Origin of the sequence: Blautia caccae, from assembly GCF_040095955.1 — a bacterium.
GTDB classification, from domain to species: domain Bacteria; phylum Bacillota; class Clostridia; order Lachnospirales; family Lachnospiraceae; genus Blautia; species Blautia celeris.
On record NZ_JBBMFP010000010.1, the window covers coordinates 127096 to 150109 of the forward strand.

15 protein-coding genes are annotated in these 23014 nt (G+C 48.5%); 6 read left to right on the top strand and 9 right to left on the bottom strand.

Going from position 1 to position 23014, the window contains the following annotated elements:
• The first annotated feature begins 120 nt into the window (after positions 1-120).
• Complete coding sequence (locus WMO65_RS12875; RefSeq protein WP_187370609.1) at positions 121-1398, top strand: MerR family transcriptional regulator; 1278 nt, start codon at positions 121-123, stop codon at positions 1396-1398.
• Here the strand turns inward: WMO65_RS12875 and WMO65_RS12880 are convergent.
• From WMO65_RS12880 to WMO65_RS12905, 6 genes are all read right to left on the bottom strand, one after another.
• Positions 1370-2290, bottom strand: a complete 921-nt coding sequence (locus WMO65_RS12880) for an alpha/beta hydrolase (RefSeq protein WP_148392833.1) — start codon at positions 2288-2290, stop codon at positions 1370-1372. The genes WMO65_RS12875 and WMO65_RS12880 overlap by 29 nt on opposite strands.
• 795 nt (positions 2291-3085) lie before the next feature.
• Entirely contained in the window at positions 3086-4354 is a 1269-nt protein-coding gene (locus WMO65_RS12885) for a M18 family aminopeptidase (protein ID WP_148392832.1), read from the bottom strand.
• A 135-nt stretch (positions 4355-4489) separates the two neighbouring features.
• Entirely contained in the window at positions 4490-5908 is a 1419-nt protein-coding gene (locus tag WMO65_RS12890; protein ID WP_033141414.1) for an APC family permease, read from the bottom strand.
• A gap of 95 nt (positions 5909-6003) precedes the next feature.
• Positions 6004-8313, bottom strand: coding sequence for a xanthine dehydrogenase family protein molybdopterin-binding subunit (locus WMO65_RS12895; protein ID WP_148392831.1), 2310 nt, complete (start codon positions 8311-8313; stop codon positions 6004-6006).
• Entirely contained in the window at positions 8310-8789 is a 480-nt protein-coding gene (locus WMO65_RS12900; RefSeq protein ID WP_054351985.1) for a (2Fe-2S)-binding protein, read from the bottom strand. Before WMO65_RS12900 ends, WMO65_RS12895 begins: the two co-directional genes overlap by 4 nt.
• The gene (locus tag WMO65_RS12905) at positions 8779-9597 is read right to left on the bottom strand and encodes an FAD binding domain-containing protein (RefSeq protein ID WP_148392830.1); all 819 of its coding nucleotides are present in this window, start codon (positions 9595-9597) and stop codon (positions 8779-8781) included. Before WMO65_RS12905 ends, WMO65_RS12900 begins: the two co-directional genes overlap by 11 nt.
• Before the next feature lie 284 nt (positions 9598-9881).
• Here WMO65_RS12905 and WMO65_RS12910 point away from each other — a divergent pair, with 284 nt between their 5' ends.
• The 3 genes from WMO65_RS12910 (at position 9882) to WMO65_RS12920 (ending at position 13096) form a co-directional block, all read left to right on the top strand.
• Positions 9882-10916: a serine hydrolase gene (locus WMO65_RS12910; RefSeq protein WP_187370608.1), complete on the top strand. Its 1035-nt coding sequence runs from the start codon at positions 9882-9884 to the stop codon at positions 10914-10916.
• Positions 10917-10995: 79 nt separating this feature from the next.
• On the top strand, positions 10996-12363 hold the full coding sequence (locus tag WMO65_RS12915; RefSeq protein WP_118593795.1) for an MATE family efflux transporter: 1368 nt from the start codon (positions 10996-10998) through the stop codon (positions 12361-12363).
• Positions 12364-12448: 85 nt separating this feature from the next.
• Positions 12449-13096, top strand: a complete 648-nt coding sequence (locus WMO65_RS12920) for an SH3 domain-containing protein (RefSeq protein ID WP_033141420.1) — start codon at positions 12449-12451, stop codon at positions 13094-13096.
• 69 nt (positions 13097-13165) lie between these two features.
• Here WMO65_RS12920 and WMO65_RS12925 read toward each other — a convergent pair whose 3' ends face one another.
• Positions 13166-15238 carry a beta-glucosidase family protein gene (locus tag WMO65_RS12925; protein WP_148392828.1) on the bottom strand — a complete coding sequence of 691 codons (2073 nt, stop codon included), beginning with the start codon at positions 15236-15238 and terminating at the stop codon, positions 13166-13168.
• 34 nt (positions 15239-15272) lie between these two features.
• Positions 15273-17609, bottom strand: a complete 2337-nt coding sequence (gene yicI / locus WMO65_RS12930) for an alpha-xylosidase (RefSeq protein WP_148392827.1) — start codon at positions 17607-17609, stop codon at positions 15273-15275.
• Between the two features lie 240 nt (positions 17610-17849).
• On the opposite strand from yicI, the gene WMO65_RS12935 reads away from it, so the two are divergent.
• Both WMO65_RS12935 and WMO65_RS12940 read left to right on the top strand, forming a co-directional pair.
• A complete protein-coding gene (locus WMO65_RS12935) occupies positions 17850-19649 on the top strand; it encodes a sensor histidine kinase (RefSeq protein WP_148392826.1) in 1800 nt (599 codons plus the stop codon).
• A complete protein-coding gene (locus WMO65_RS12940) occupies positions 19646-21187 on the top strand; it encodes a response regulator transcription factor (protein ID WP_148392825.1) in 1542 nt (513 codons plus the stop codon). The genes WMO65_RS12935 and WMO65_RS12940 overlap by 4 nt, the downstream gene beginning before the upstream one ends.
• A 62-nt stretch (positions 21188-21249) precedes the next feature.
• Here the strand turns inward: WMO65_RS12940 and WMO65_RS12945 are convergent, their stop codons facing one another.
• The gene (locus tag WMO65_RS12945) at positions 21250-23007 is read right to left on the bottom strand and encodes an extracellular solute-binding protein (protein ID WP_148392824.1); all 1758 of its coding nucleotides are present in this window, start codon (positions 23005-23007) and stop codon (positions 21250-21252) included.
• Positions 23008-23014 lie beyond the last annotated feature (7 nt).

Genomic DNA, 23014 nt, shown 5'->3' on the forward strand with positions numbered 1-23014 from the left:
TCATAGAGTCTGCTTTAGGTCAATATACTATTTTTACGAAAACTGATATAAACCTTGAGTATACTCCAGATTTATGCTAGAGTGTAGGCATAAAAATGGATTCTCAGGAGGAACCGGACTGTGCGCATAGGAAAAGTATCGGAAAAATACCATATTTCAGTGGACAACATCTATTATTACATTAATTATGGGCTTTTGGTCCCTCCCAAACCCAAAGGCCAGTACGTATTCGACGAACAGACTGTCAGGGACCTGGAATGGATCCTGGGTTTAAAAGAACTGGATTTCTCGCTGCGGGAGATTCATGTTATCCTGTCCCTGAAACGAATCTCAGGACTGGCTGACCCCCAGGACATGGAAGAATTAAAAGAAATTTTCAAGGGAAAACGTGACTTCTGTATGAAAGAAATTGAGCGGAAACAACAGGTAGTGGAACGCCTGGATTCGCATATCAAAACCATGGAAGCATCCGAAAGCACTCCACGGGCCAGCACCGGGTTCCCCCTTGCTGCCCTGCCGCTTCTGTGCTGCCCCCTCTGCGGCGGGTCCCTCTCTCTCTCTGAGGTGAAAATGGATCAGCGTTTTATTTACAAAGGCAGCTTATCATGCTCCTGCGGCTACAGCGCCCATATCTCCTCCGGTATCCTTATGACACCAAACAAAAACGAAAACCTGCAGGATACACCGGATATTACCCGCGAGCTATACAAAGATCTGCCGCCTGCGCTGATCAGCACCTTCCAGCGCTCCTATAACTGGATGTTGAAACAGATTGAAGAAACAGACCTGCATGAAAAGGTGATTGCGGAGACTTATATCAATGCCTGGTTTTTTATGCACAATCATCTGGAATATCTGCCCACTGACAGCCTGTACATTGTCATTGACAAATATCCGGAAACCCTTCTCATGTACAAGCATCTGATAGAACGTCAGAAACCAGAGCTGGATATCCTGTATCTTGCGGATTCCAGCACCCGTTTTCCTCTGAAAAAAAACTGCATAGACGTACATCTCGACTTCTTTGCAGCCAACGAACATAACTTTTATCATGATACTTTTTTATTTGAAAGGATTGCCCCTTATCTTACCGCTCACGCAGACTTGATAGGTACTTATTTCTACTTTGAAAATGCCCCCAAATCCATGCGCCTTCTGCTGAGCCAGTATCCGGAATGTTTCTGTATGAATTTCCGGCTGGACTATTTTTTATCCTCACTGAAGAATGCAGGCTTTCGCCTGAAAGGTTCTGAGGACTGCGGTGCGGTCACGGATTCGGGGAACAATCTTGGATTTGGATTTCATGTAAAAGGTGAAAAAATGCATCTCATGCCATATCATGCCAGTTCTGCACCTAATGGTCAGGATATCAGCAGCGGTTCAGACAATACTGTATGAACTCATGTGCCAGACTGCACATTTCCTCTGTCCAGTATTCAGCGCCGCCATGGTCTGCTCCTTCCAGCAGATATAAACGGACATCTTTACCACATGCTTTCATTTTTTCATAGAGCTGCACGCTCTGGTATGTATGAATCGTTCTGTCCTTTGTGCCGTGAACGATCATGGTTGGAGCCATATCCAGCTCCGGTGTGATCCAGCATTCCACGGAACCTTTTCTGCATAGTTCCGGGTGCTCTTTCAGATTTACTTTTCCCATCAGCAATCCTTCCGGGCTGTCCTCCATATGATGATTGACTGTAGATGGAAAACCTTCCTCGTACATCATGCTGACAGAGCCATAATAATTAAGTATGCCTTTTACCTCCGCTGAGACTCCCGGAAACAGGCTGGCATCCAGTTCCCCGCCTTCCCTTGCGATTCCGCAGAACATGGATGTATGTCCCCCGGATGAATCACCGCCGACCACAATTCCATCCGGGTCTGCATGGTACTCGGAAGCGTGAACCCTCATATAACGGATCGCGTTTCTTGCATCCTGAATCTGTGCCGGGAAAGGTGCAAGGCCGGAATGCCGGTATTGGACAACCGCTATCACATACCCCTTCTTGGCCAGTCCGGACAACATGGCACACTGCATCCAGACATCCTGCTCCATCCATGCAGATCCTTGGACAAATACCAAGCACGGGTAAATTATATCCGGCTCATTTCTGGTAAAAGGCAGCAGGATCTGCAGATGCAGGGGTACATCGTCAACTCTGGCATATTCCACATCGTGCAGGTAACGAACCCCCACTTCATCTCCTGTTGTCTTCAATCGCACTGCTCCGGGTACTTCCTCTGAATACCCTGGATACTCCTCATAGGTCCATGCTTTAATTTCCATTTTGACACCTCCGCTTATATAGTTTTGCATTATTTAAAACCTTTTTCCGCTGCAGTTCTGATTCCCACAGAACTTTCTTCAGGTGGGAATCTTCCTGCCAAAAAAGGCCTTAAGTTCTTTTCTCTCCGCGCAGGATTCCAATCAATTCTGATTTCTCGTCCAGACTCCCAGCTTTTGGCGGAGTTTTGACTGGAAAACTTTACTATATATCTATCATACATGGGTGGTATCAAGAATGCAAAGGTCTTTTTGAAAACTCATAGGAAGATATGGTTTCCGAACCTTTTATGATTGTAGAAGTGCCTTGATATATTAGAATAAGATGTTGATTGGCCTTCTATTACAGATAAGTCTTAACCGAAATATGTACCCTGTAGGTAATTTGGGTGATTTCTGACATGATACGCCTCTGTTTTACAGATAAACCTTAACTGAAATATATATTTTATAGGTAATCCCGGTGATTTCAGCCTGAAAATGACCTTGATTTACAGATAAATCCTAACTAAAATATAAACTCTGTAGGTAATTCTGGTGATTTCTGACTTGGTACACCTCTGTTTTACAGATAAACCTTAACTGAAATATATATTTTATAGGTAATCCCGGCAATTTCAGACTGAAAATGTCCTTGATTTACAGATAAACACTGACCCATCATTATCCCCTCCTCCCCCACTTCCAGCACTATCTTCCCCTCCAAAAACCACCATAATTTTTCCCCAACACCCCAAAAAAGGGAAACATACCCCCAATAAACCTCAGAAGTATATTTCCCTTATCACCCATGTTACACTATTTAAAGAACTTCTCAGCCGCCTGGATCAGATAACAGGTATCCTTAACCCCGGCAGTCTCGTAAGGAGAATGCATGGCAAGCTGCGGAAGGCCGATATCCACGGCGTTAAGCGCCACTTTTGTATTGGAGATATTTCCAAGTGTGGAGCCTCCCAGAATGTCGGAACGGTTTGTAAATGTCTGGAAAGGCACACCTGCCTCCCTGCACAGATCCTTGAATATGGCAGCAGATACGCCGTCTGTACAGTATTTCTGGTTTGCGCTGTGTTTGATGACAATACCCTCGTTCATATAAGGACGGTTCACCGGGTCTGCCACCTCCTTGTGATTCGGATGTACTGCATGGGCATTGTCAGCGGAGAGCATGAAGCTCTTTGCAAGTCCTCTTAAATACTCCTCATAAGACAGCCCCAGGCACTCATTCACACGCACCAGTGTATCATACAGGAATGTGGATGCAGCGCCCTGTTTTGTTCCGCTTCCCACTTCCTCATTGTCAAGCACACAGTGTACTGCCACGTACTCCTTTTTCTCCCCCTTTAAAAATCCCTGAAGAGAGGAAAATGCGCACTGCAGATCATCCAGGCGTGAGGAGGATACAAACTCCTCATTTGCGCCCCAGATACTGCCCTTAACACGGTTGTACAGGAAAATGTCATGTCCTAAAATGTCCTCTTCCTTCACTCCTGCAGCCTTTGCGATGGCTTTCATAAAGGTATCCTTTGAAGAGATATCGCCGTACAGCGGAAGCATATCCACCTGGGCGTTATATTTATATCCGTCATTGACTTCCCTGTTCATATGAATTGCCAGATTGGGGATCATCAGCAGGTCCCTGTCCACATCCACAAGCTTTGTGACAAAGCTATCCCCTTCTTTCACGATCACCCTTCCCGCTACGGAGAGCGGACGGTCAAACCAGGGGGCGCAGAGCATACCACCGTAACGCTCCACATTCAGCTTCACATACTTTTTATCCACTTCCATCTCCGGGTTTTCCTTGATCTTAAAAGTTGGGGAATCGCTGTGGCTGGCCATGATGCGGTATCCGGTAAATCCGGTCTCCGGTATGGTGAATGCCACGATGGAGGAGTCATTTCTGGTGACAAAATATCTGCCGCCCTTTTCGATCTCCCATTTCTCTTCCTCTTTCAGCTCTGCGAATCCGTCTGCCGAAAGAATCTCCTTCATATTTTTAATAGCATGAAAACAGCTTGGGCTTTTTTCAATAAATGCAAGAAGCTGTTCTGCAGTCTCTCTGTACATTAATTTTTCCTCCTGTAGTTCTGCCCGCCAATGAGGGCTTTTTCTTCTATTGTACCTGTCCGGCGCTGTTCTGCCAACAGGAATTTTCATACAACAAACGCCCGGCCGCTTTTGGCAGCCAGACGCTTATTTTACTTATGCCTGATTCTTTGCTTTGGAACGTTTTGCGATCTGAGGCATAATGAATCCCAGTCCGATCAATACGAAAGGAGTCACAATATTCAGTACGAACTGGAAGGTATCCTCAGAGTAAATACCCAGAACACACGCAAACGCGGTAAACAGGAAACACCACGCTCCCAGAACAACGCCAAGCGTTTTGTTCTTCACAAAACGGTACTGTGCCGGGAATCTCTCCCCTGCTTTTTTCAGCGCAATATATGCCACGAATACCCACAGGTAACGCAGAGGCATACACACGGAATTCACCTTTACCAGCCAGCGTACCAGTGTATCCACGCTGCCGATGCCGATCGCCGGAACAATGATCAGAATAGAAACAATGATCATGACCAGCTTATGGCCGTTGGTGTATGTGCCGTGTTCGTTCTGTTTGAACATGGATGCAGGGATGAAGTTGTCATCCGCATTGTCAAGCAGCATACGAAGAGGCGCGTCGATGGAAATGATCATAACCGTAAACTGACCGATCAGGTTACAGATTGCATAGACCACCACGAAGAAATTGCCCAGTCCGTAATACTCTCCCAATGTCTGGAATGCATAGTAAGCACCGTTTGTCATAAGGTCTTCCGGAATGTTGTTGGAGTCAAACATCATGCCCATGGCAATGGTTCCCAGCATAGCGCAGACAGCAACCATAATAGCCAGGGCGATCATGCCCTTTGAGAAATCCTTTGCGGGATTTTTCGTCTTATTTACATATGGAGAAATTTTCTCACATCCGCCCACGGCAAATACCAGAATGGACAGATTTAATAAGAATTTCGCATCAAAGGACGGCATAAAGGTCTTCACAGACCAATCTATATCCAGTACATTTGCATGGGTGATAGCCGGAGCTGCAAGCATCATGACCACAAACAGCAGGGACATAATGAACATGGTGGAGCCTGCCAGTGTGGAAAGCTTTTTCAGCACATTGATTCCTTTGGATGCCACCCAAACGGCAAACAGGAACAATACCAGACAGAGTACCTGCAGTACCCTGGTGTTCATGGAACTGATCCGGTTGTCCCTAAAGATTGCCCAGCTCGCTGCAATAAAAGATGCACTGGGCTTCTGGGAAATATAAGGCATATGGACGATCCAGTAAGTCCATCCCGCCATATAAGCCATCCTTGGGCTTATGGTTTCCAGAATCCAGGAACTGACACCGCCGCCTGCGTCCTTGAAGGCACTGCCCAGTTCACCTACCATCAGAGCATATGGCACAAAGTAAATGGCAAATATGATCACCCAGGATATGATTGCCTTTAATCCGCCGTACTCTGAGAATCCGTTGATCACATTTCCGAATCCCCACACCGTGGAGAATGCCATAAATGCAAGGCTGTACCACAAGATTTTCTTTTCACTTTCGTGTTGTTTCATTGTTTTCCTCTCCTTGATTTTTTCTCCCGGTTTTTATCAGTCTCGCCGGGAATCGCCAGCCAGTTCAAGGTAACAAAGCAGCCGTCAAAATTTCGTCAAAATTCATCTTTTTTGCAATTTTCACATTCAATTCCTGCAATTCCCATGGCTACTTTTTCCGGCGTGATGGGCATCTCCGAAACCCTTACACCTGCGGCATTATAAACGGCTGCAGCAATTGCCGGACATGGAGTGTCAATCACGATCTCACCGATGGATTTGGCACCAAAGGGATGGCTTCCTTCAAAGCTGCTCTCAAAATCCACGCGGATCTTACCTACATCTAAGCGGGTGGGAATCTTGTACTGCATCAGGGAATTGTTCAGCATCTGTCCCCGTTCACTGTACTGGATATCCTCAAAGAGGGCCATGCCGATACCCTGAGCGATACCGCCCTCTGTCTGCACCCTGGCAAGGTTCGGATTGATCGGGGTGCCGCAGTCCACCACTGCCACGTAGTCGATCATTTCCACAGACCCGGTCTCTCTGTCCACTTCCACTTCCGCCATGCCCACCATGAATGGCGGCGGGGATATGGGTGAGGAGGCATTTTCTGTCACCTGAAGGGAGTCGTTGTTGCCAAAGGTACCGCGGATGCCGATTTCTTCCAGGCTGACCGCCCCGCTTCCGTCCTTCCTGCTGACTCTGCTTCCGTCAAAATCCGTGTCCTCCCTGGGAACCTCCAGCATCCCGGCACCCAGATCCCAAATCCGTTCTTTCAGACTTTCACAGGCTTTCACCACAGCCTTGCCTGCAATATAAGTGGTGGCGGAGGCGTAGGAACCGGAATCATACGGTGAGATATCCGTATCCACCCCAAACACCACAATGTTGTCATAATCCGTCATCAGCGTATCTGCTGCCATCTGGGAGAGCACCGTGTCACAGCCGGTACCCATATCCGTGGCCCCGAGGCTTAAGGTGTAAGAACCGTCCTCGTTAAGCTTCACGCTGGCGCCTCCCACATCCACGCCTGCGATGGAGGAGCCCTGCATGGCCATGGCAACACCCACGCCGCGCACTTTTCCGTTCTCCATCACTCTGCGCGGGAACTTCTCGTCCCAGTGAAACATCTCCTTTGCCCTTGCCATACAGCGGTCCAGAGCACAGCTTGTGACCTCTGTGCCACCGTCGTATCCAATAAACCTGCCTCCCTCTTTTGTCATATTTTTCTCGCGCAGCACAACCGGATCCATATGCAGCTTTTCCGCCAGCTCATTCACAGCGGATTCCACTGCGAAGATTCCCTGGGTAGCTCCGTATCCCCTGTAAGCGCCTGCTGACATCTGGTTGGTATACACAACGTCGTATACAAAGCGGTATGCCTCTGTGTTCCGGTAAAGAGCAATGGATTTGTGGCCGGAAAGACCCACGGTGGTAGGGCCGTGCTCACCAAAAGCCCCTGTATTTGACAGGGTATAGACGTCAATGGCCCGGATGGTCCCCTCCCTGTCCGCGCCGATACGGACCTTTAACTCCATCTCATGACGGGGAGAAGAACATATCTGGGATTCATAGCGGGAAAAGATCATTTTCGCCGGCTTGCCTGTCTTCACCGTCACGATTGCAGGGTAGACCTCGGACACCAGCGTCTGCTTTGCGCCGAAGCCTCCGCCGATACGCGGCTTGATCACACGGACTTTCGATGCCCCGATTCCCAGCGCCCGTCCCAGGATTCTCCTCACATGGAAAGGCACCTGTGTGGAGGATACAATATTCAGCCTTCCGAAATGGTCCATATAGGTATAGCTTCTGAATGTCTCCATCATTGCCTGCTGATTGGCCTTTGTATGGTATGTGCGTTCCACCACACAGTCACAGTCTGCCAGGATCTTCTCCACATCCCCGTCCCCTTCCTCGGCATGGGCACAGAGATTCCGCTTATTGTCTGCTCCCACAGGAAAACGTGACTCCCAGTTGTCCTCCGGGTGGATACAGACCGCATTGTCCTTTGCCTTATGGAAATCCAGAACCGGCTCCAGCACCTTGTATTTCACCTTAATGATCTTCAGTGCCCGGTCCACAGCCTTTTCCGTCTCCCCTGCGACAATGGCAGCGGCATCTCCCACAAAACGCATTCTTCTGTCAAGGATCAGCCTGTCATAGGGGCTGAATTCCGGATAAGTCTGTCCCGCCATGGTAAATCTGTCCTGGGGCACATCCTCGTAAGTGAGGATACACGCGATCCCCGGAACCTTCATGGCATTCTCTGTCCTGATCTCCTCGATCCACGCATGGGCATGGGGGCTGCGCAGAACCTTTACCACCAGACAATCCTTCGGCGCCAGGTCATCCGTGTACACAGGCTGGCCTGTCACAAGGGCCATGGCGTCCTTTTTCCTCACCGGTTTGTTTACATAACTCATCTGTCGCTGCCCCCTTCCCTCTGCTCCTTCTTATATTTTAAAAATGCCAGAATACTTCTCGTCTGCCCCATGAACCCGGAACAGCGGCAGAGATTTCCGGCAAGATATTCGCCGATCTCCTCCTCCGTTGGCTCCTTCATCTCCTCCAGCATGGCAAAGACATTCATGATAAATCCCGGATTACAGAAACCGCACTGCTCTGCTCCCTGGTCTGCTAAAAAAGAACCGAACTCCTCCGCTTCCCTCTGCATTCCCTCCAGGGTCACGATCTCATGTCCGTCCGCGCGGACCGCCAGCATACTGCAGGAGAGCACCGGCTTTTTGTCCATCAAAACAGTACAGAGGCCGCAGTTGGCAGTCTCACATCCCCGTTTCACGCTGTAGCAGCCCTTCTCCCGAAGAAGGTCTAAAAGCAGCAGATCCGGCGCTGCATCCACCTGCATTTTCTTTCCGTTTAAAATAAATTTAATTTCCATTTTCCATACCTCCTGCTGCCAGCAGCGCCCTTTTGGTCAGAACACGGACCAGATGGGTTCTGTACTCTTTGGAAGCCCGCATATTGCTTCCCGTGACAACGCGCTCTGCAGCCTTTTTGGCCAGCAGCTCCGCCTGTCTGCTCCACTCCCCGGCACTCATATCTTTTTTATTGACAGGGGTATCCATCTTCTCTTTCAGAAGAGCCGCTCTGCCGGGCCTTGCCCCGATGGAAAGCCGCATACCTTCCTCGTCAAGACATACCGCACAGGCCAGAACAGGGAAATCCGTCTTAGCATTTCTCTGGCTTACATATGCGGATCTCTGGTGATGTTTCTTAACAATTATATTTACCAGGATATCTCTGTCCGCTTTTTTTTCTGCAAACTCTTCCATGGATACCCTGCCGCCTTTATAAAACTCCACATAGGAATCCAGCGCCAGAAACATGGTGAGCACATCAGAAAATCCAAATCTGCCATAAATGCTGCCTCCTGCAGTCGCACAGTTTCTGAACTGTACTCCCACAATATGCCGCAGGCTCTCCCGCACAGCTCCGTCCGTGCAGGCATTTAATCCCGCGTGTGTCTCCAGAGTCCGCAGGGAGGTCATACAGCCGATCACGAATTCGTCCTCTGTCTCTTTGACCGTATCCAGTCCGAGACCGGACAGATCAATGGCCGTTCCCACGCTTCGGTTCATCATCTTCATCCAGACCATTCCCCCAAGCACGCGGGATGACTTTTTCTGGTTCAGCTCATAGGCTTCCTCCAGACTGTTCACCTTCACATACTCTTTAATCTTCAGCATAATCCATTCCTCTCCGTTTTTGACATCCCGCGCCTTTTGCGGGCAGACATCACTCAAAAAAACACTGCTGATGCAGTGCTCCCAAAAGTCATTTTCTCTCTATGAGGGAATTATAACATAGGCTGTTTGTGAGGTGCAAGCTGTTTTGCCGTACCCCCGTAAATTCCAAAGGAAAATACCTGAAATACTAATGACAAATTTCTGCTTTTTATTTATAATGAGATGAGTAATGCAAAAATTTACAGACAGCCTGAATTAACAGACAGAAAAGGCAGATGATACCAATGAAAAAGAACTCTGACATACGAAATATCCTTGTGCTGACATTTCTGTTCCTCCTCAGCATCATACCTCTGGGCTTCCTGACAGATGCCTCCCGGGATACTTTTGCCTATGCACCGCTGCCGAATACGGATTACGCTTCCCCGGATCTTGATCTGGAATACGAAGCCCTGGAGAACATGGCCGATTATATACTTGTGGAATCCGATATTGCTGAATATTCCTCTGAAAGAGAAATTCCCGAGGGCAGCACAGCCGAAAGCCTGCTGGATTCCATTCTGGAAGAATACGGACTGAATGAAGAAAACTTTTCCTTCTTCTACCGCAATACCTTCACGCAGGAAATATATATATACAATCCTGACACCCTCTTTACGGCAGCCAGTACCGTGAAGGTGCCTGTCAACATGCTCTACTACGATGCCGTCAACAGCGGGGAGCGCACCCCGGAGGACGGGCTTCCCTACAATGCCTCAGCCACAGATACGGAGGGAGACGGCTCCACCCCCTATGATTACCGGCCCGGCAGCCTGGTTCCCCTCTCCTATCTCATGGAGGAAAGCATTGTGTGCAGTGACAACACAGCCAATAATATTATGATCCAAAACCTGGGCGGTGTTTCCGCCTACCGGCATATGATGCTGAAATATTCGGACAACACCTACCCGGATGCGTTTTTTGCCAGCAACAAGCTTTGTGCTGATTTTTCTTTTGATGTGATAAATTATCTATATGAACATTCCTCCGCGTACACTCCGCTTCTGGAATACATGAAAGAAGCTGCGCCGGGCACCTTTTTACAAAAATACATAGACCTGGACCTCTTCCCGGTGGCCCATAAATACGGAGATTACGACGGGTGTCTCCACGACTATGGGATTGTCTACACACCTGCACCATTTTTGATCGGTGTGTTTACTGACCACGTATCCAATGCGGAAGATCTGATCGGGGTGATCGGCGAGACCTACTTAAACTATACCCTGAGCGTTGCCGAACCAACTTATGTAAGAATATCTGTGGTACCGGCATCATAATTATTCTGTAGGCCTGCGCATTTACCTGTCATCATAATACAAGGGCTGCGCGCCCCTGAGACGAAAGGAAACAAAAAACATGAAACAGACAACTGACCTGGGCAGGGACAAGGTATGGCTGCTGGTCCTCAAACTGGCTGTCCCCTCCATGATCGCCCAGTTCGTCACCGTACTTTACAGCATCATTGACAGAATGTTCATCGGAAACATACCCAAGATCGGAGATCTGGCACTTGCGGGAGTGGGAATCTGCGGCCCTATTGTCACCCTTCTCACCTCCTTCGGAACCCTGATCGGACTGGGCGGCTCTATCCTCATGTCCATGCGTCTGGGTGCCGGGCGGAAGAAACAGGCCCAGTCCATATTGGCCCACAGCTTTGCCATGCTGGTGGTCTTCTCCGCTGTACTGACCCTGCTCTTTCTCCTGACGAAAAAATATCTTCTGCTCTGGTTCGGGGCAAGTGCCGCCACCTTTGTATACGCGGACACCTATCTCACCATCTACACAGCAGGAACGTTCTTCGCCCTCATGGCGATCGGGCTTAATTATTTTATCACCTGTCAGGGGTTTCCCGGTGTGGGAATGACCACTGTGCTGATCGGCGCTGTCACCAACATAATCCTGGACCCTGTCTTTATCTTCGGTCTGCATATGGATGTGGCGGGTGCAGCCATTGCCACGGTTATCGCACAGTTTGCATCCTGCGCCTTTGCTTTCTGTTTCCTGATCGGCAAAAAGGTTCCCATTAAAATAACCAGGCTGCGGAAACCGGCCTGGTCCCCCATGATCGTCAAAAGGATCCTGGTACTGGGTGTCTCCCCCTTCCTGATTCTGGCAACCGACAGTGTGATCATCATTGTCCTGAATGCCATGCTGCAGAAGTACGGCGGTCCCGGCGAAGGTGATGTGCTCATCACCTGTGCCACCATTGTGCAGAGCTACATGATGCTCATAACCGGCCCCATGCTGGGTATTTCCAGCGGAACACAGGCCATACTCAGCTACAATTACGGCGCAAAAGCTGTGGACAGGGTGAAAAAGGCAGAAAAATATATCCTGCTTCTCTGCCTCTGCTTTACAACCGTAATGTTTATACTGTCCAGGATCGTGCCTGTATACTTTATCCGGATCTTTACCGACGAGCCGTCTCTGGTATCCCTTTCCACCTGGGGAATCCATGTGTTTACGCTGCTGATCATTCCACTCAGCTTCCAGTATGTGTTTGTGGACGGTTTTACTGCGCTGGGACTTTCCAGAACTGCCCTGTTTCTCTCCATGTTCCGGAAAGGGGATTACATGCTTTTTACTATTTTCCTTCCCATCTTTTTCGGGGCCAGAAGCGCGTTCTACGCGCAGCCTATTGCAGACGGAATCGCCTCGGTTATGGCGACTGCTGCCTTTTTCCTCTTTTTCCGCAGACATCTGGAGAAGCGTCTGCAGCAGTGACTGTGAACAGTATTTAGAAAAACTTTCGTTGACATTTTGCTGAAATACTTTAAAATATTAGGAAACGGGAAAGGGGATGTAATTGATGAGAGACAAACTGAAATATCTTCTCCTGTTGCTGTTGTCTGTTCTGTGTCTGTCCGTACTGGGCGCCTGCGGCAAGGACGACAGCGCTGCGGAGGAGGAGGCTGCCCTGGATTCTGTATCTGCTTCCATGGACGGAACCGTGACAGCTTTTACCGGAAAGGAAATCAGTATAAATACTTCAGATAATGAAACACTGACTTTTGATATGACAAAAGCGGAACTGGACTGCAAAAACGGAATTATCCCTGGCAATGAAGTGACGCTTATTTATGTAGGTCCCCTGGACGGAACAGATACCAGTAAAGTCCGGCTTAGAAAGATCATCACCACAGACGATAATTCAGGCCTGCTTCCCACAGACGGGACAAAAGTGATCTCACCCAGCGGCGGCGCAGAAGGTTTTAATTCCGGAAAAGCCGGATACGATGAACCGGATTCCGGTGCCAAAGTGGAGGAGAAGACAGAGACCGTCACCGTAAAAAGCCCTGTAAATGTAAGAGCCGACGCGGCAAGCCAGGCAGAGGTCCTGGGCGTGCTCCAGGGAGGTGCCACAGTGACACGGACCGGAATCTGTGACAACGGATGGCATCGGATCGTCTATGAAGGGGAAACGGGATATGTGTGGGGAGATTATCTCTCTGACTGAAAAATTATAAGAAACCGGGTAGAATGAAATCCTTCCCGGTTTTTTATATTCGCCGTAACACAACCTGTCCTATCCCTCACAGCGCAGACGGATATCCCTGGAGGAACTCCCCACCCGGATCTCACAGCCTGCTGTAACTGTTTCTATCTCTATCACAACTTCCTTTTTCTCTCCTTTTTCAAGGAATATTTTTTCAAATCCGATAAGCTCCTGGAGCGGCGCATCTTTTTTTCCTCTTCTTATATATACCTGTGCTGTCTCTTTTCCGGCAGTCTCCCCTGTATTTTCAATCATAAAATGAATACACCCCCTCTCTCTTTCCAGCCGCAGTGCGCTGTATTCAAACGTTGTATAGGAAAGCCCGTGACCAAAGCAAAACTGCGGTTCTACCCCAAATGTATCATTGTACCTGTATCCGACATACATCCCTTCACCGTATGTAACCTTTTCACCCCCTGGAAATTCTCCCAGTACGTGTGCTGAGCAGTCTGTATGGGTTTTATAAAAAGTCTCCGGCAGTTTACCTGAGGGAACAGTCTCACCCAGCAGCACCTCTGCCAGGGCGCTGCCTCCCTCCATGCCCGCATACCATCCCCAGACCACAGTATCTGCCCGGTCAATCCAGGCCCCCATCTCCACCGGACTCCCCGCAACCATCACTACGATCATATCCGGTCTTACATTCAAAAGTTCAGAGATTAAAACATCCTGTTCATATGGAAGTTTCATATCTTCCCTGTCATTTCCTTCGCAGTCATGGCTGTGGTCCAGCCCGCCTATATAGATAACTGTATCATACTGATCTGCCAGACTGACTGCCTCAAGGCGGAGTTCCCGTCTTCTCATTTCCAGCCTGCTGTCTTTTGTTTCCCTTTTCCCTGTTTGACCTCCGCCATTCTCCAGGCTGGTCTCCTGCCATCCTTGCTTTTTCTCCTCTTTTATGTCCCCGCAGCTGCAGTATCCCTGCACAAAGTCCACCTGCACATTCCCCCCAAGACGGGATTTGAGCCCCATCAGAGGCGATATCTCATACAGTGCCTTTATCTCAGCACTTCCACCGCCATTGGCATGGAGACGCTCCGCATTTTCTCCGATCAGAAGTATACGCCTCAGTCTTTCTCTCTGCAGAGGCAGGCAGCCCTTCTCATTTTTCAGAAGAACTACTGATTCCCTGGCTGCCTCCAGTGCTTTCCTGCGGTGGCTGTCCGTGTTGTAACTGCCGGATTTCCGCCTGCCATCCAGCATATGCAGACGCATCATAAGAGCCAGTATACGTGTTACCTTCTCATCTATTTCACACTCCCTGATTTCTCCTGACAGCACTTTTTCCTTCAGCGGGTCCGCCATACAATACGCATCAAAATCAGATGTAACAGACATCTCAATATCCAGGCTGCAGGCCGCTGCCCTGTCTGTATGATGTACTGCCCCCCAATCGGAAATCACCACCCCGTCGTATGCCCACTCCTCCCTTAGTATCCTGTCCAGCAGAAACCGGCTCTCACAGCAGTGTTCCCCGCAGAGCCTGTTATACGCCCCCATGACTGCCATAGCTCCGCCTTTTGTCACAGCCTCGTAAAAAGCAGGAAGATATATCTGCCTCAACACCTGCTCCTCAATCTCCACATTCACCCATAGCCGCTCCGTCTCCTGGTTGTTCCCTGCAAAATGCTTTACACAGGCAGCCACATCAAAGAGCTGTACCCCCTGAATAAACGGCACTGCCATTTCCTTTGTCAGATACGGGTCTTCACTAAAATATTCAAAATTTCTTCCGCACAGAGGGCTTCTCTTTATATTGATTCCCGGAGCCAGTATTACGTCCTTTCCACGTCCCCTGGCCTCCTCGCCGAGCACACTCCCGATCTCCCCGGCCAGGGTTCTGTTCCAGGTGGCAGCCAGCGCGCTGTTGCAGGGAAGATATGTCACATAATCATCGGAATGGCCAATCGTCTTCCACCGGGTGCCCTCAAACTCATGACGTACTCCCATAGGTCCATCCGACATTTTAAGAGGCGGAATGCCCAGCCTCGGAATACCTGCCGTCTCAAAAAGCCGTGCCCCATGAAGCATCCCTGTTTTTTCATCCAGAGTCATCTCTTTTACCAGGCTTTCTGCCCTTTCTCTAATTTCTCTGTCCATACAACTGTCCTTTCTGTTCTCAATATACCCTGTGTTACTGACATCTGCAGACAAACTCTTTCGACGAATCTGTTACCTCAACAATGCTGTCCTGCCCATCCACCACAAGGCTGCCTCCGCTCACACTGCTGAAGATAAAATTCACAAACCGGAGACGGCAGCCGCTGCAGGATGTTGTTCTGCCGAATATGGTCTCACCTTTCTGTTCCAGGACAACACTGAGCACTTCTTTTCCGTCCTCATATACCACTGTCTCGGCTTTTTCCCGCAGAGTATATATCTTCAGCTCTATATCATCACCATAAGGGTCTGCCGCCCTGCACCGTCTGCCGGCGGTGGGCAGAATTGTATTTTCCCTTACCCATAGGGGAATGGAAAGATATCCGTGGCGTTCCCTGCGCCAGCCGCCTCCCACCACAGCCTCCCCCGTAAAATAGTTCGTCCATGTCCCCTGAGGAAGATAATAGGATGCCACTCCGTCCTCGCTGAAAACAGGTGCCACCAACAGCTTCTCCCCGAGCATATACTGTCTGTCCAGGTAAAAACAGGCCGGGTCCTGTTCAAACTCCAGTACCATACTTCTCATCATAGGAATACCCGTCTTTGCAGTCTCCACAGCACTGCTGCAGAGATATGGCAGTAATTCCAGTTTCAAGTTGGTAAAACAGCGCAGCACTTCCACTGACTCCTCATCATATACCCAGGGCACACGGTACGAAGTACTTCCGTGAAGTCTGCTGTGGGAGGAAAGCAGGCCGAAAGCGGCCCATCTCTTGTACACATCCGGTGTGGACGTACTCTCAAATCCACCTATATCATGGCTCCAGTATCCGAATCCTGACATGGTAAGAGACAGTCCGCCTCTCAGACTCTCTGCCATGGCTTCATAATTAGACCAGCAGTCCCCACCCCAGTGTACCGGGAATTTCTGCCCCCCGACCGTAGCTGATCTTGCAAACAATACAGCATCCTGCGCTCCCCTTTTCTTCTGCAGCAGTTCATACACAGTTTTATTGTACAGATAGGTATAGAAGTTATGCATCTTCACCGGATTGGAACCGTCATGGTATCTGATGTCCTCTGTAGGAATCCGTTCCCCAAAATCCGTCTTAAAGCAGTCCACTCCCATATCGAGAAGTTTTTCCAGTTTTTCCTGGTACCATTGGCAGGCCATAGGATTTGTAAAGTCCACCAGCGCCATTCCCGGCTGCCACATATCCCACTGCCACACATCCCCGTTTTCCCTCCTGACCAGATATCCCTTATCCATTCCCTCCTCAAACAGACAGGATTCCTCTGCAATATAGGGATTGATCCAGACACAGATTTTCAGCCCCTTCGCTCTGATTCTGGCAAGCATTCCCTCCGGGTCGGGAAATACTCTACTGTCCCATATAAAGTCACTCCAATGGAATTCCTTCATCCAGAAACAGTCAAAATGGAAAACCTGCAGTGGTATTCCACGTTCCTCCATCCCATCAATAAAGCTCATGACTGTCTTCTCATCATAGTTTGTGGTAAAGGATGTTGACAGCCACAGCCCGAATGTCCATTTCGGAGGCAGAGACGGTTTCCCTGTCAGGCTGGTATAACGCTCCAGAACCTCTTTCATAGACGGCCCATTGAGAAAGAAATAATCAAGACATTCCCCCGGTACACTGAATTCCACCTTAGATACCTGCTCTGTCCCCACCTCAAAAGAAACCTTCTCCGGGTGGTTCACAAATACGCCGTATCCCCTGCTTGTGAGATAAAAAGGGATATTCTTATAGGACTGGTCTGTACTTGTTCCGCCGTCCTCGTTCCAGATATCTACGCTCTGCCCGTTTTTGATAAATGGCGTGAACCTTTCTCCAAGACCATAGACCAGTTCTCCCACCGATAATCCTAACTGCTGCCTCATATAGGCATCCTGACTGCCCTTGTCGTAGGCGTATCCCTTCCAGTCTGTTTTCATATAAGCCAGATCACGGCCGCTGCTTTTTGAAAGTATCTCACCGTTTCGCTCATATGTCATACTCCAGTTTTCTTTTGTCAGTACCAGTGTTAATGTGCCGCTTGAGATTCTTATGGTTTCCTCATCTTCCCGGACATCCATATCTACCGGTTCCCCTGCATTTAACTCAAATTCCGGGCCGTTTCTCTTCATACCCTTGTGATGGCGGGTCCGGACTCTCAGTACCTCCGGCATAGGCGAGGTGATTTCAAGGGTCAGATTGATTCCTCCCAATGTATCCCCCCGGTGCCTGATTCTGGCTGTTGGCGCACAGATAACCACTCTCTTCTTCTCTTTTTCCACAAAATAAACCTGCTGCGGTGCAAAACATTCACATCCTTCTTTTTGCAGCCAGCATCCGTTGCTGAATTTCATATCCTGTTTCCTCCTTTTGTGTCATACAGTGTAAACTTACTTCTGACTTGAATTATAGTTGAGAGCCGGTCCCCTGCCTACTGATATAATTCAAGGGAAAACACGCAAGAAATCAGAGGATCCCTCTAAAAATAGATATAAAACACCACCAAAAATTACCGTATCTTTTTTTCTTATCAGCTTTTCATTCTTCCGGAAAGCCGATATAATAAAAGCAAGAAAGAAAGGGCGGAATCCTCTATGACACGAAAGAAGATATTGGATGTTTTTACAAAGATCAGGGTACAGAAGCAGCTTTATATCATCTTTTTTATTGCTATTTTCATCCCTGTTATTACTATTGGAAATTACCTTGTCTATAATACACGCGCTCTGCTCCTGGAACACTATGAAGACCAGTCACATTCTGATAATCTGAGGGTCAAGTCCCTCCTCCTTGACCTGACCGCCAACCTGCATAACAAAGCGGAGTCCCTGGCCTCTGACAATGAACTGGTCCGTCTGCTTGTCTCCTCCTATTCATCACCGGGCGAGTCTGCACAGGCAATGGAGGCATATGATGGCTTCCGCACTCTTCTGTCTGAGGATGTATCTATCCAGCATTTATCTGTCTATACCTTTAACACAACGCTTGGGGAAGGGAAATATATTCACCAGATAACAGATGATATCCAGAAAGAAGACTGGTTTGAAAGGGCCTCCAAAACCATGACTCCATTCTGGACAGAGGAGATGGTGGCAGATGACTTCGGAAACGAATCACTTATGCTATGCCTGCACTCCAGAATCTTTCTGCCTCAGATCAACAGCTACGCGATTCTCAATCTGACAGTGAGCAGCAACCATATCAAGAACAGAATAGAAAACAGTACACTAAACACGGTACTGTGGCTGGAAGGTGATGAAATCTTCTACTGCAGCGACCGCCGCGCCATAGATACCAATCTGGAAGCGTATGCCAAAGGCCCCACCGGATATTATCTAGGAAAAATACGTTTGCAGGATTACAGTGTCATCGGATGCGTCTCATCCATGTCCACCGCTTACTCCGATGACATATTCCACGCGGCATCCCTTAATTATGACGGATACCCATACATCAATAAAATCACCAGAATATACCTGGCAATTCTGCTGCTGATCCTCTTCATCACCAGCACTTTTATTTACATCTTCTCCCGGTATTTCAGCCGACGTGTTATTACACTGAGGGAGTCCATGCACAAGGCCAGCCAGGGTAGTTACCATATCACAGATACTTTTCACGGTGAGGATGAGATTTCGGAAGCTTTTGCGGACCTGAATGTGATGGTGCAGGACATTCTGCGCAAGGAGGCCTCCGTGTATGAGGCACAGATCAAAGCCCAGGAGCTTACCAACCAGCAGCAGCGCATGGAATTCAAAATGCTGGCCAGCCAGATAAATCCGCATTTTCTATACAACACACTGGAAACCATACGCATGCGTTCCCTGAAGGCCGGCAATACAGATGTAGCCACTGCCGTAAAACTCCTCGGAAAATCCATGCGGTATGTATTGGAGAATACTGCCACCTCCTTTAGCACCCTGGCAAAAGAGCTGGACTATATCCAGACTTATCTGGCGATTCAGAAGTTGCGTTTTCATGACAGGGTGAACTATTCCCTGAGGACGCCGCCGGATATGAACCTGTCAGAATATCAGATCCTGCCTCTCCTGCTGCAGCCCATAGTAGAAAATGCTATCCTGCATGGGCTGGAGGAGGTGGAACAGAACGGTAAGATCATTATCCACATCCATATAAAAGAAAAAAAACTATACATCGAAATTTTCGATAACGGCTGCGGCATGACACCCGGGGAACTGGAACAGATGAACCGAAATATTTACCAGCACCCAAAAGAATCCACCAAAAGCATCGGGCTTTTTAACATTTACCAGAGAATTGTGCTATGTTACGGCCCCGGATACGGACTGAAAGCTAAAAGCAGGAAACAGCGCGGCACTCTGATCACCATGGTTCTGCCTGCACAGAAATTCGGAAGGGAGAAAGAAGAATGAAACTTTTTATCGCTGATGATGAAATAGATGTCAGAGAAGGTATCCGTTACCTTCTGGATTGGGAAAAACTCGGATTTTTTATTTGCGGTGAGGGCAAAAACGGCCAGAACACACTGGAACAGATATTAAAATCACATCCTGACGTGGTCCTGCTGGATATCCGTATGCCCAAACTTTCCGGGCTTGAAGTGGTAAAGCAGGCAAAGGAAAGGGGCTTCCGGGGGCGTTTTATCATTCTGAGCGGATACTCTGACTTTTCCTATGCGCAGGAAGCCATCCGTTTCGGTGTGACCTGTTATCTCACCAAACCAATTGACGAGGATGAATTGGAAAAAGCCGTTCTGGAAGCCAGGGATTCCATTCAAAAAGAACAGGAGACCCGGAAAAAACTGGTCCAGTACCGTGACCGGGCAAGAGAATCCATCCTGCAGGACGTTCTCTGCGGCAAAGCCAACTATGACCTGCTGGACTACCATGACATTATGCTGGAATCCTCTGTCTATCAGGCCGTTATATACACCAACTACAATCAGGAATCTTTTCAGACCACATGGGATTTTGCCGGTATCCTGAGACTTGCCAACAGGAACCATAATTCCCTGGATTATATTAGAATGGATAACCGGAACGTCATCATTCTGAAAGGAGAATTTGCGCTGAACCGTTTTCAGGAACTGGTTGAACATCATATCAGCCAGCCACAGAAAGGTTCCCCTCTGGATTCCCTGTTTCTCACCTATGGAAGGCCTGTATATTCTGTGGATCAGATCCACACCTCTTACGAGGATGCCGAACTTCTGATGAAACGCAGATTCTTCTGCCGTTTTAACCAGCATGTGCTGGGCTGTGGGGACCTGCCGAAGGAGGCACCTGTTCTTTCACAGAGCACTGTCCCGGAGGATATCTATTCCCAGCGTATCTCTAACTATATAAAATCCGGGAACCGGCATATGCTCCTTGAAACACTGGATGAGCTGAAAGATGCTCTGTATCATACAGATACGGAGATATCCCTTTTAAAACACTTTCTGGCTGATATTATGATCCAGGTAAAGTCCATAATCACACACACCTACGGCAGCATGGATATTCCATTTCCAAACAATGCAGCCATTATAAGCACCCTGGAAGAGAAATGCTACCTGTATGAAATACTGCAGTTCTTCACTATTCAGTTTGAGATGGCCATGAATGCCATAGGCTCCCCCACAAAGGAGAGCGTTATGGATGGAATCCTCCAGTACATCCGGCACAACTACCAGGAAAATCTGAAGCTTGGAACCCTCGCCGAGCTGTTCGGATACAACAGCTCCTATCTGGGCAAAGTCTTCAGCAAGGCTGCCGGCAGGAATTTCAACGTCTATATAGACGAAGTCCGCATAGAAAACTCCAAAAAGCTGCTCCTTGACCACGATTATAAAGTCTATGAGATCTCCCAGCTTGTAGGTTATACAAATGTAGATTATTTCCACAAAAAATTCAAAAAATATGTAGGCATGAGTCCGGCGGAATACCGGAAGTCACATACACAGGAATAAAAATGCACCGTTCATGCAGAAACAGCGAAACCTTTCGACCGGTTTCGCTGTCTCTGCGTTTGTTATTTATTTCTGCTGTTATACTCCTCCACTGCTTGAATCCTGCAGGCTGACTGTTCTTTTGCATTTTTCATATCCAGCTCCAGAACCTCCTCGTAGCCGAGTCCCTTGACTGTATCCTGCATGTGTTTCAGAATACTTTCAAATTCCGTCTCATCTTTGGCAAATACCATCTTCCACGAATCATCCACAATGACTGTCTTACACTGGTTTCTGAGTGTAGTGATATCCGATGACTCCTCCGGTTGTATATAAGAGGTTCCCGGCGAAACTGACAGGGCATCTTTGCTTTCCAGAAACTCTATGGTAGTCTTTGCCCCTCCGGACTTATCCTGCCAGTCAGTATCCAGCGGTGTGGTGTTTTTCTCCAGCACGGATGACCACATGGTGGATAGATAGGGCTCGCCAATTCTAGGGTCAATGTCAACAGGTGACAGAGGCTTAAAGTTTAGTGCCGGGCCGCCGTCTGTCCATTCACCGCCGCCCCACTCTTCAGGGACTTCCACCTTCTCACCTGCAAGTGCCTTATCTCCAAATTCTGTACGCACAGCTCTGTCGTCCTTGATCTCCCAGGTCAGTCCCTCCGGTCCTGCTCCGCCTCCGGACTGTCCGCCAATTTCCATGCCTTCCGGTGAGTACAGCCAGTCAATGAAATCTGCCATCCTCTCAGGATCCTTTGCCTGGCTACCGATCCCTATGATGGTCTTTCCATTTCCCTCTGCATAACAGCCAAAGGAGAAGGGAGAACTGTCTTCAATAAATGCCGGCATAAAGCCCTTTCCTTCCTTTTTCCGCTCTGCGGTATTGTAAAAGGCCGGCCCCTGATAAGACCACAGAGAGGTAAGTATCTGACCATCCCGATATTTATTTGAGAGGATATCATAATTCTGTGTGGTGGACTCCGGATCCACAAGACCTGCCTGGTTAGCTTCAAAAAGGAACCTCAGTGCCTGTACATACACACCATCACTTGACACCACATCCTGATCATCACTGCCGTCCGCTTTGGACAGCACGAACCCCAGCTCGTTATATCCATATAAGGAAGCATAGTTTTTTGCCCCCACCATCATATTTCCATCCCAGTCCTTGAACAGAGAGATGGCATAGGTTGGTTTGCCGGAATCACTCTGCGGTGTATTCTCCTGCATGGCTTTCATAACAGGGATGAAATCTTCAAGCGTCTTCATCTGTGGATATCCGGCTTCCTTATAAGAATCCCATCTCACATAGGGGGATACCAGAGGCTCGATCCCATCTGCAGATACCTCCGGTGACTGGTTGGATATCTCACTGGGAATGCCGAAAATCCCCTCCTGGCCGGCACTCTCATTGACCTTCTTGATCGCTGTCTCATAATTTTTCATGATCTCTTTATCTTCCAGCAATTCCGTCATATCAGCCAGAAGCCCCGCTTTTACCATATTACTGAAGCGACCGTTGTCTGCACCTGCAATGATCAGATCGCCCAGGTTGCCTGCTGCTGAACGTGTCTGGAACAAGGTATCGCCTCCACCCGCCACATTGGGCGCAATGATATTGAGCTCCATATTGAACTTATCCCTCACCACTTTCGCAAACCAGCCAGACTGGATTCCCTGGTAATTTGCCAGGGCGTCAAATACGTCCACTGTGATGAATTCTTTATATTTGCTGTTGCTGCTGCCTGCGGAAGCGCTCTTTTCTTCTCCGCATCCTGACAAAACAACAGATACTGTCATAGTAAGACACAAAAATATACCAATCAAACGTTTTTTCATTTTCTAT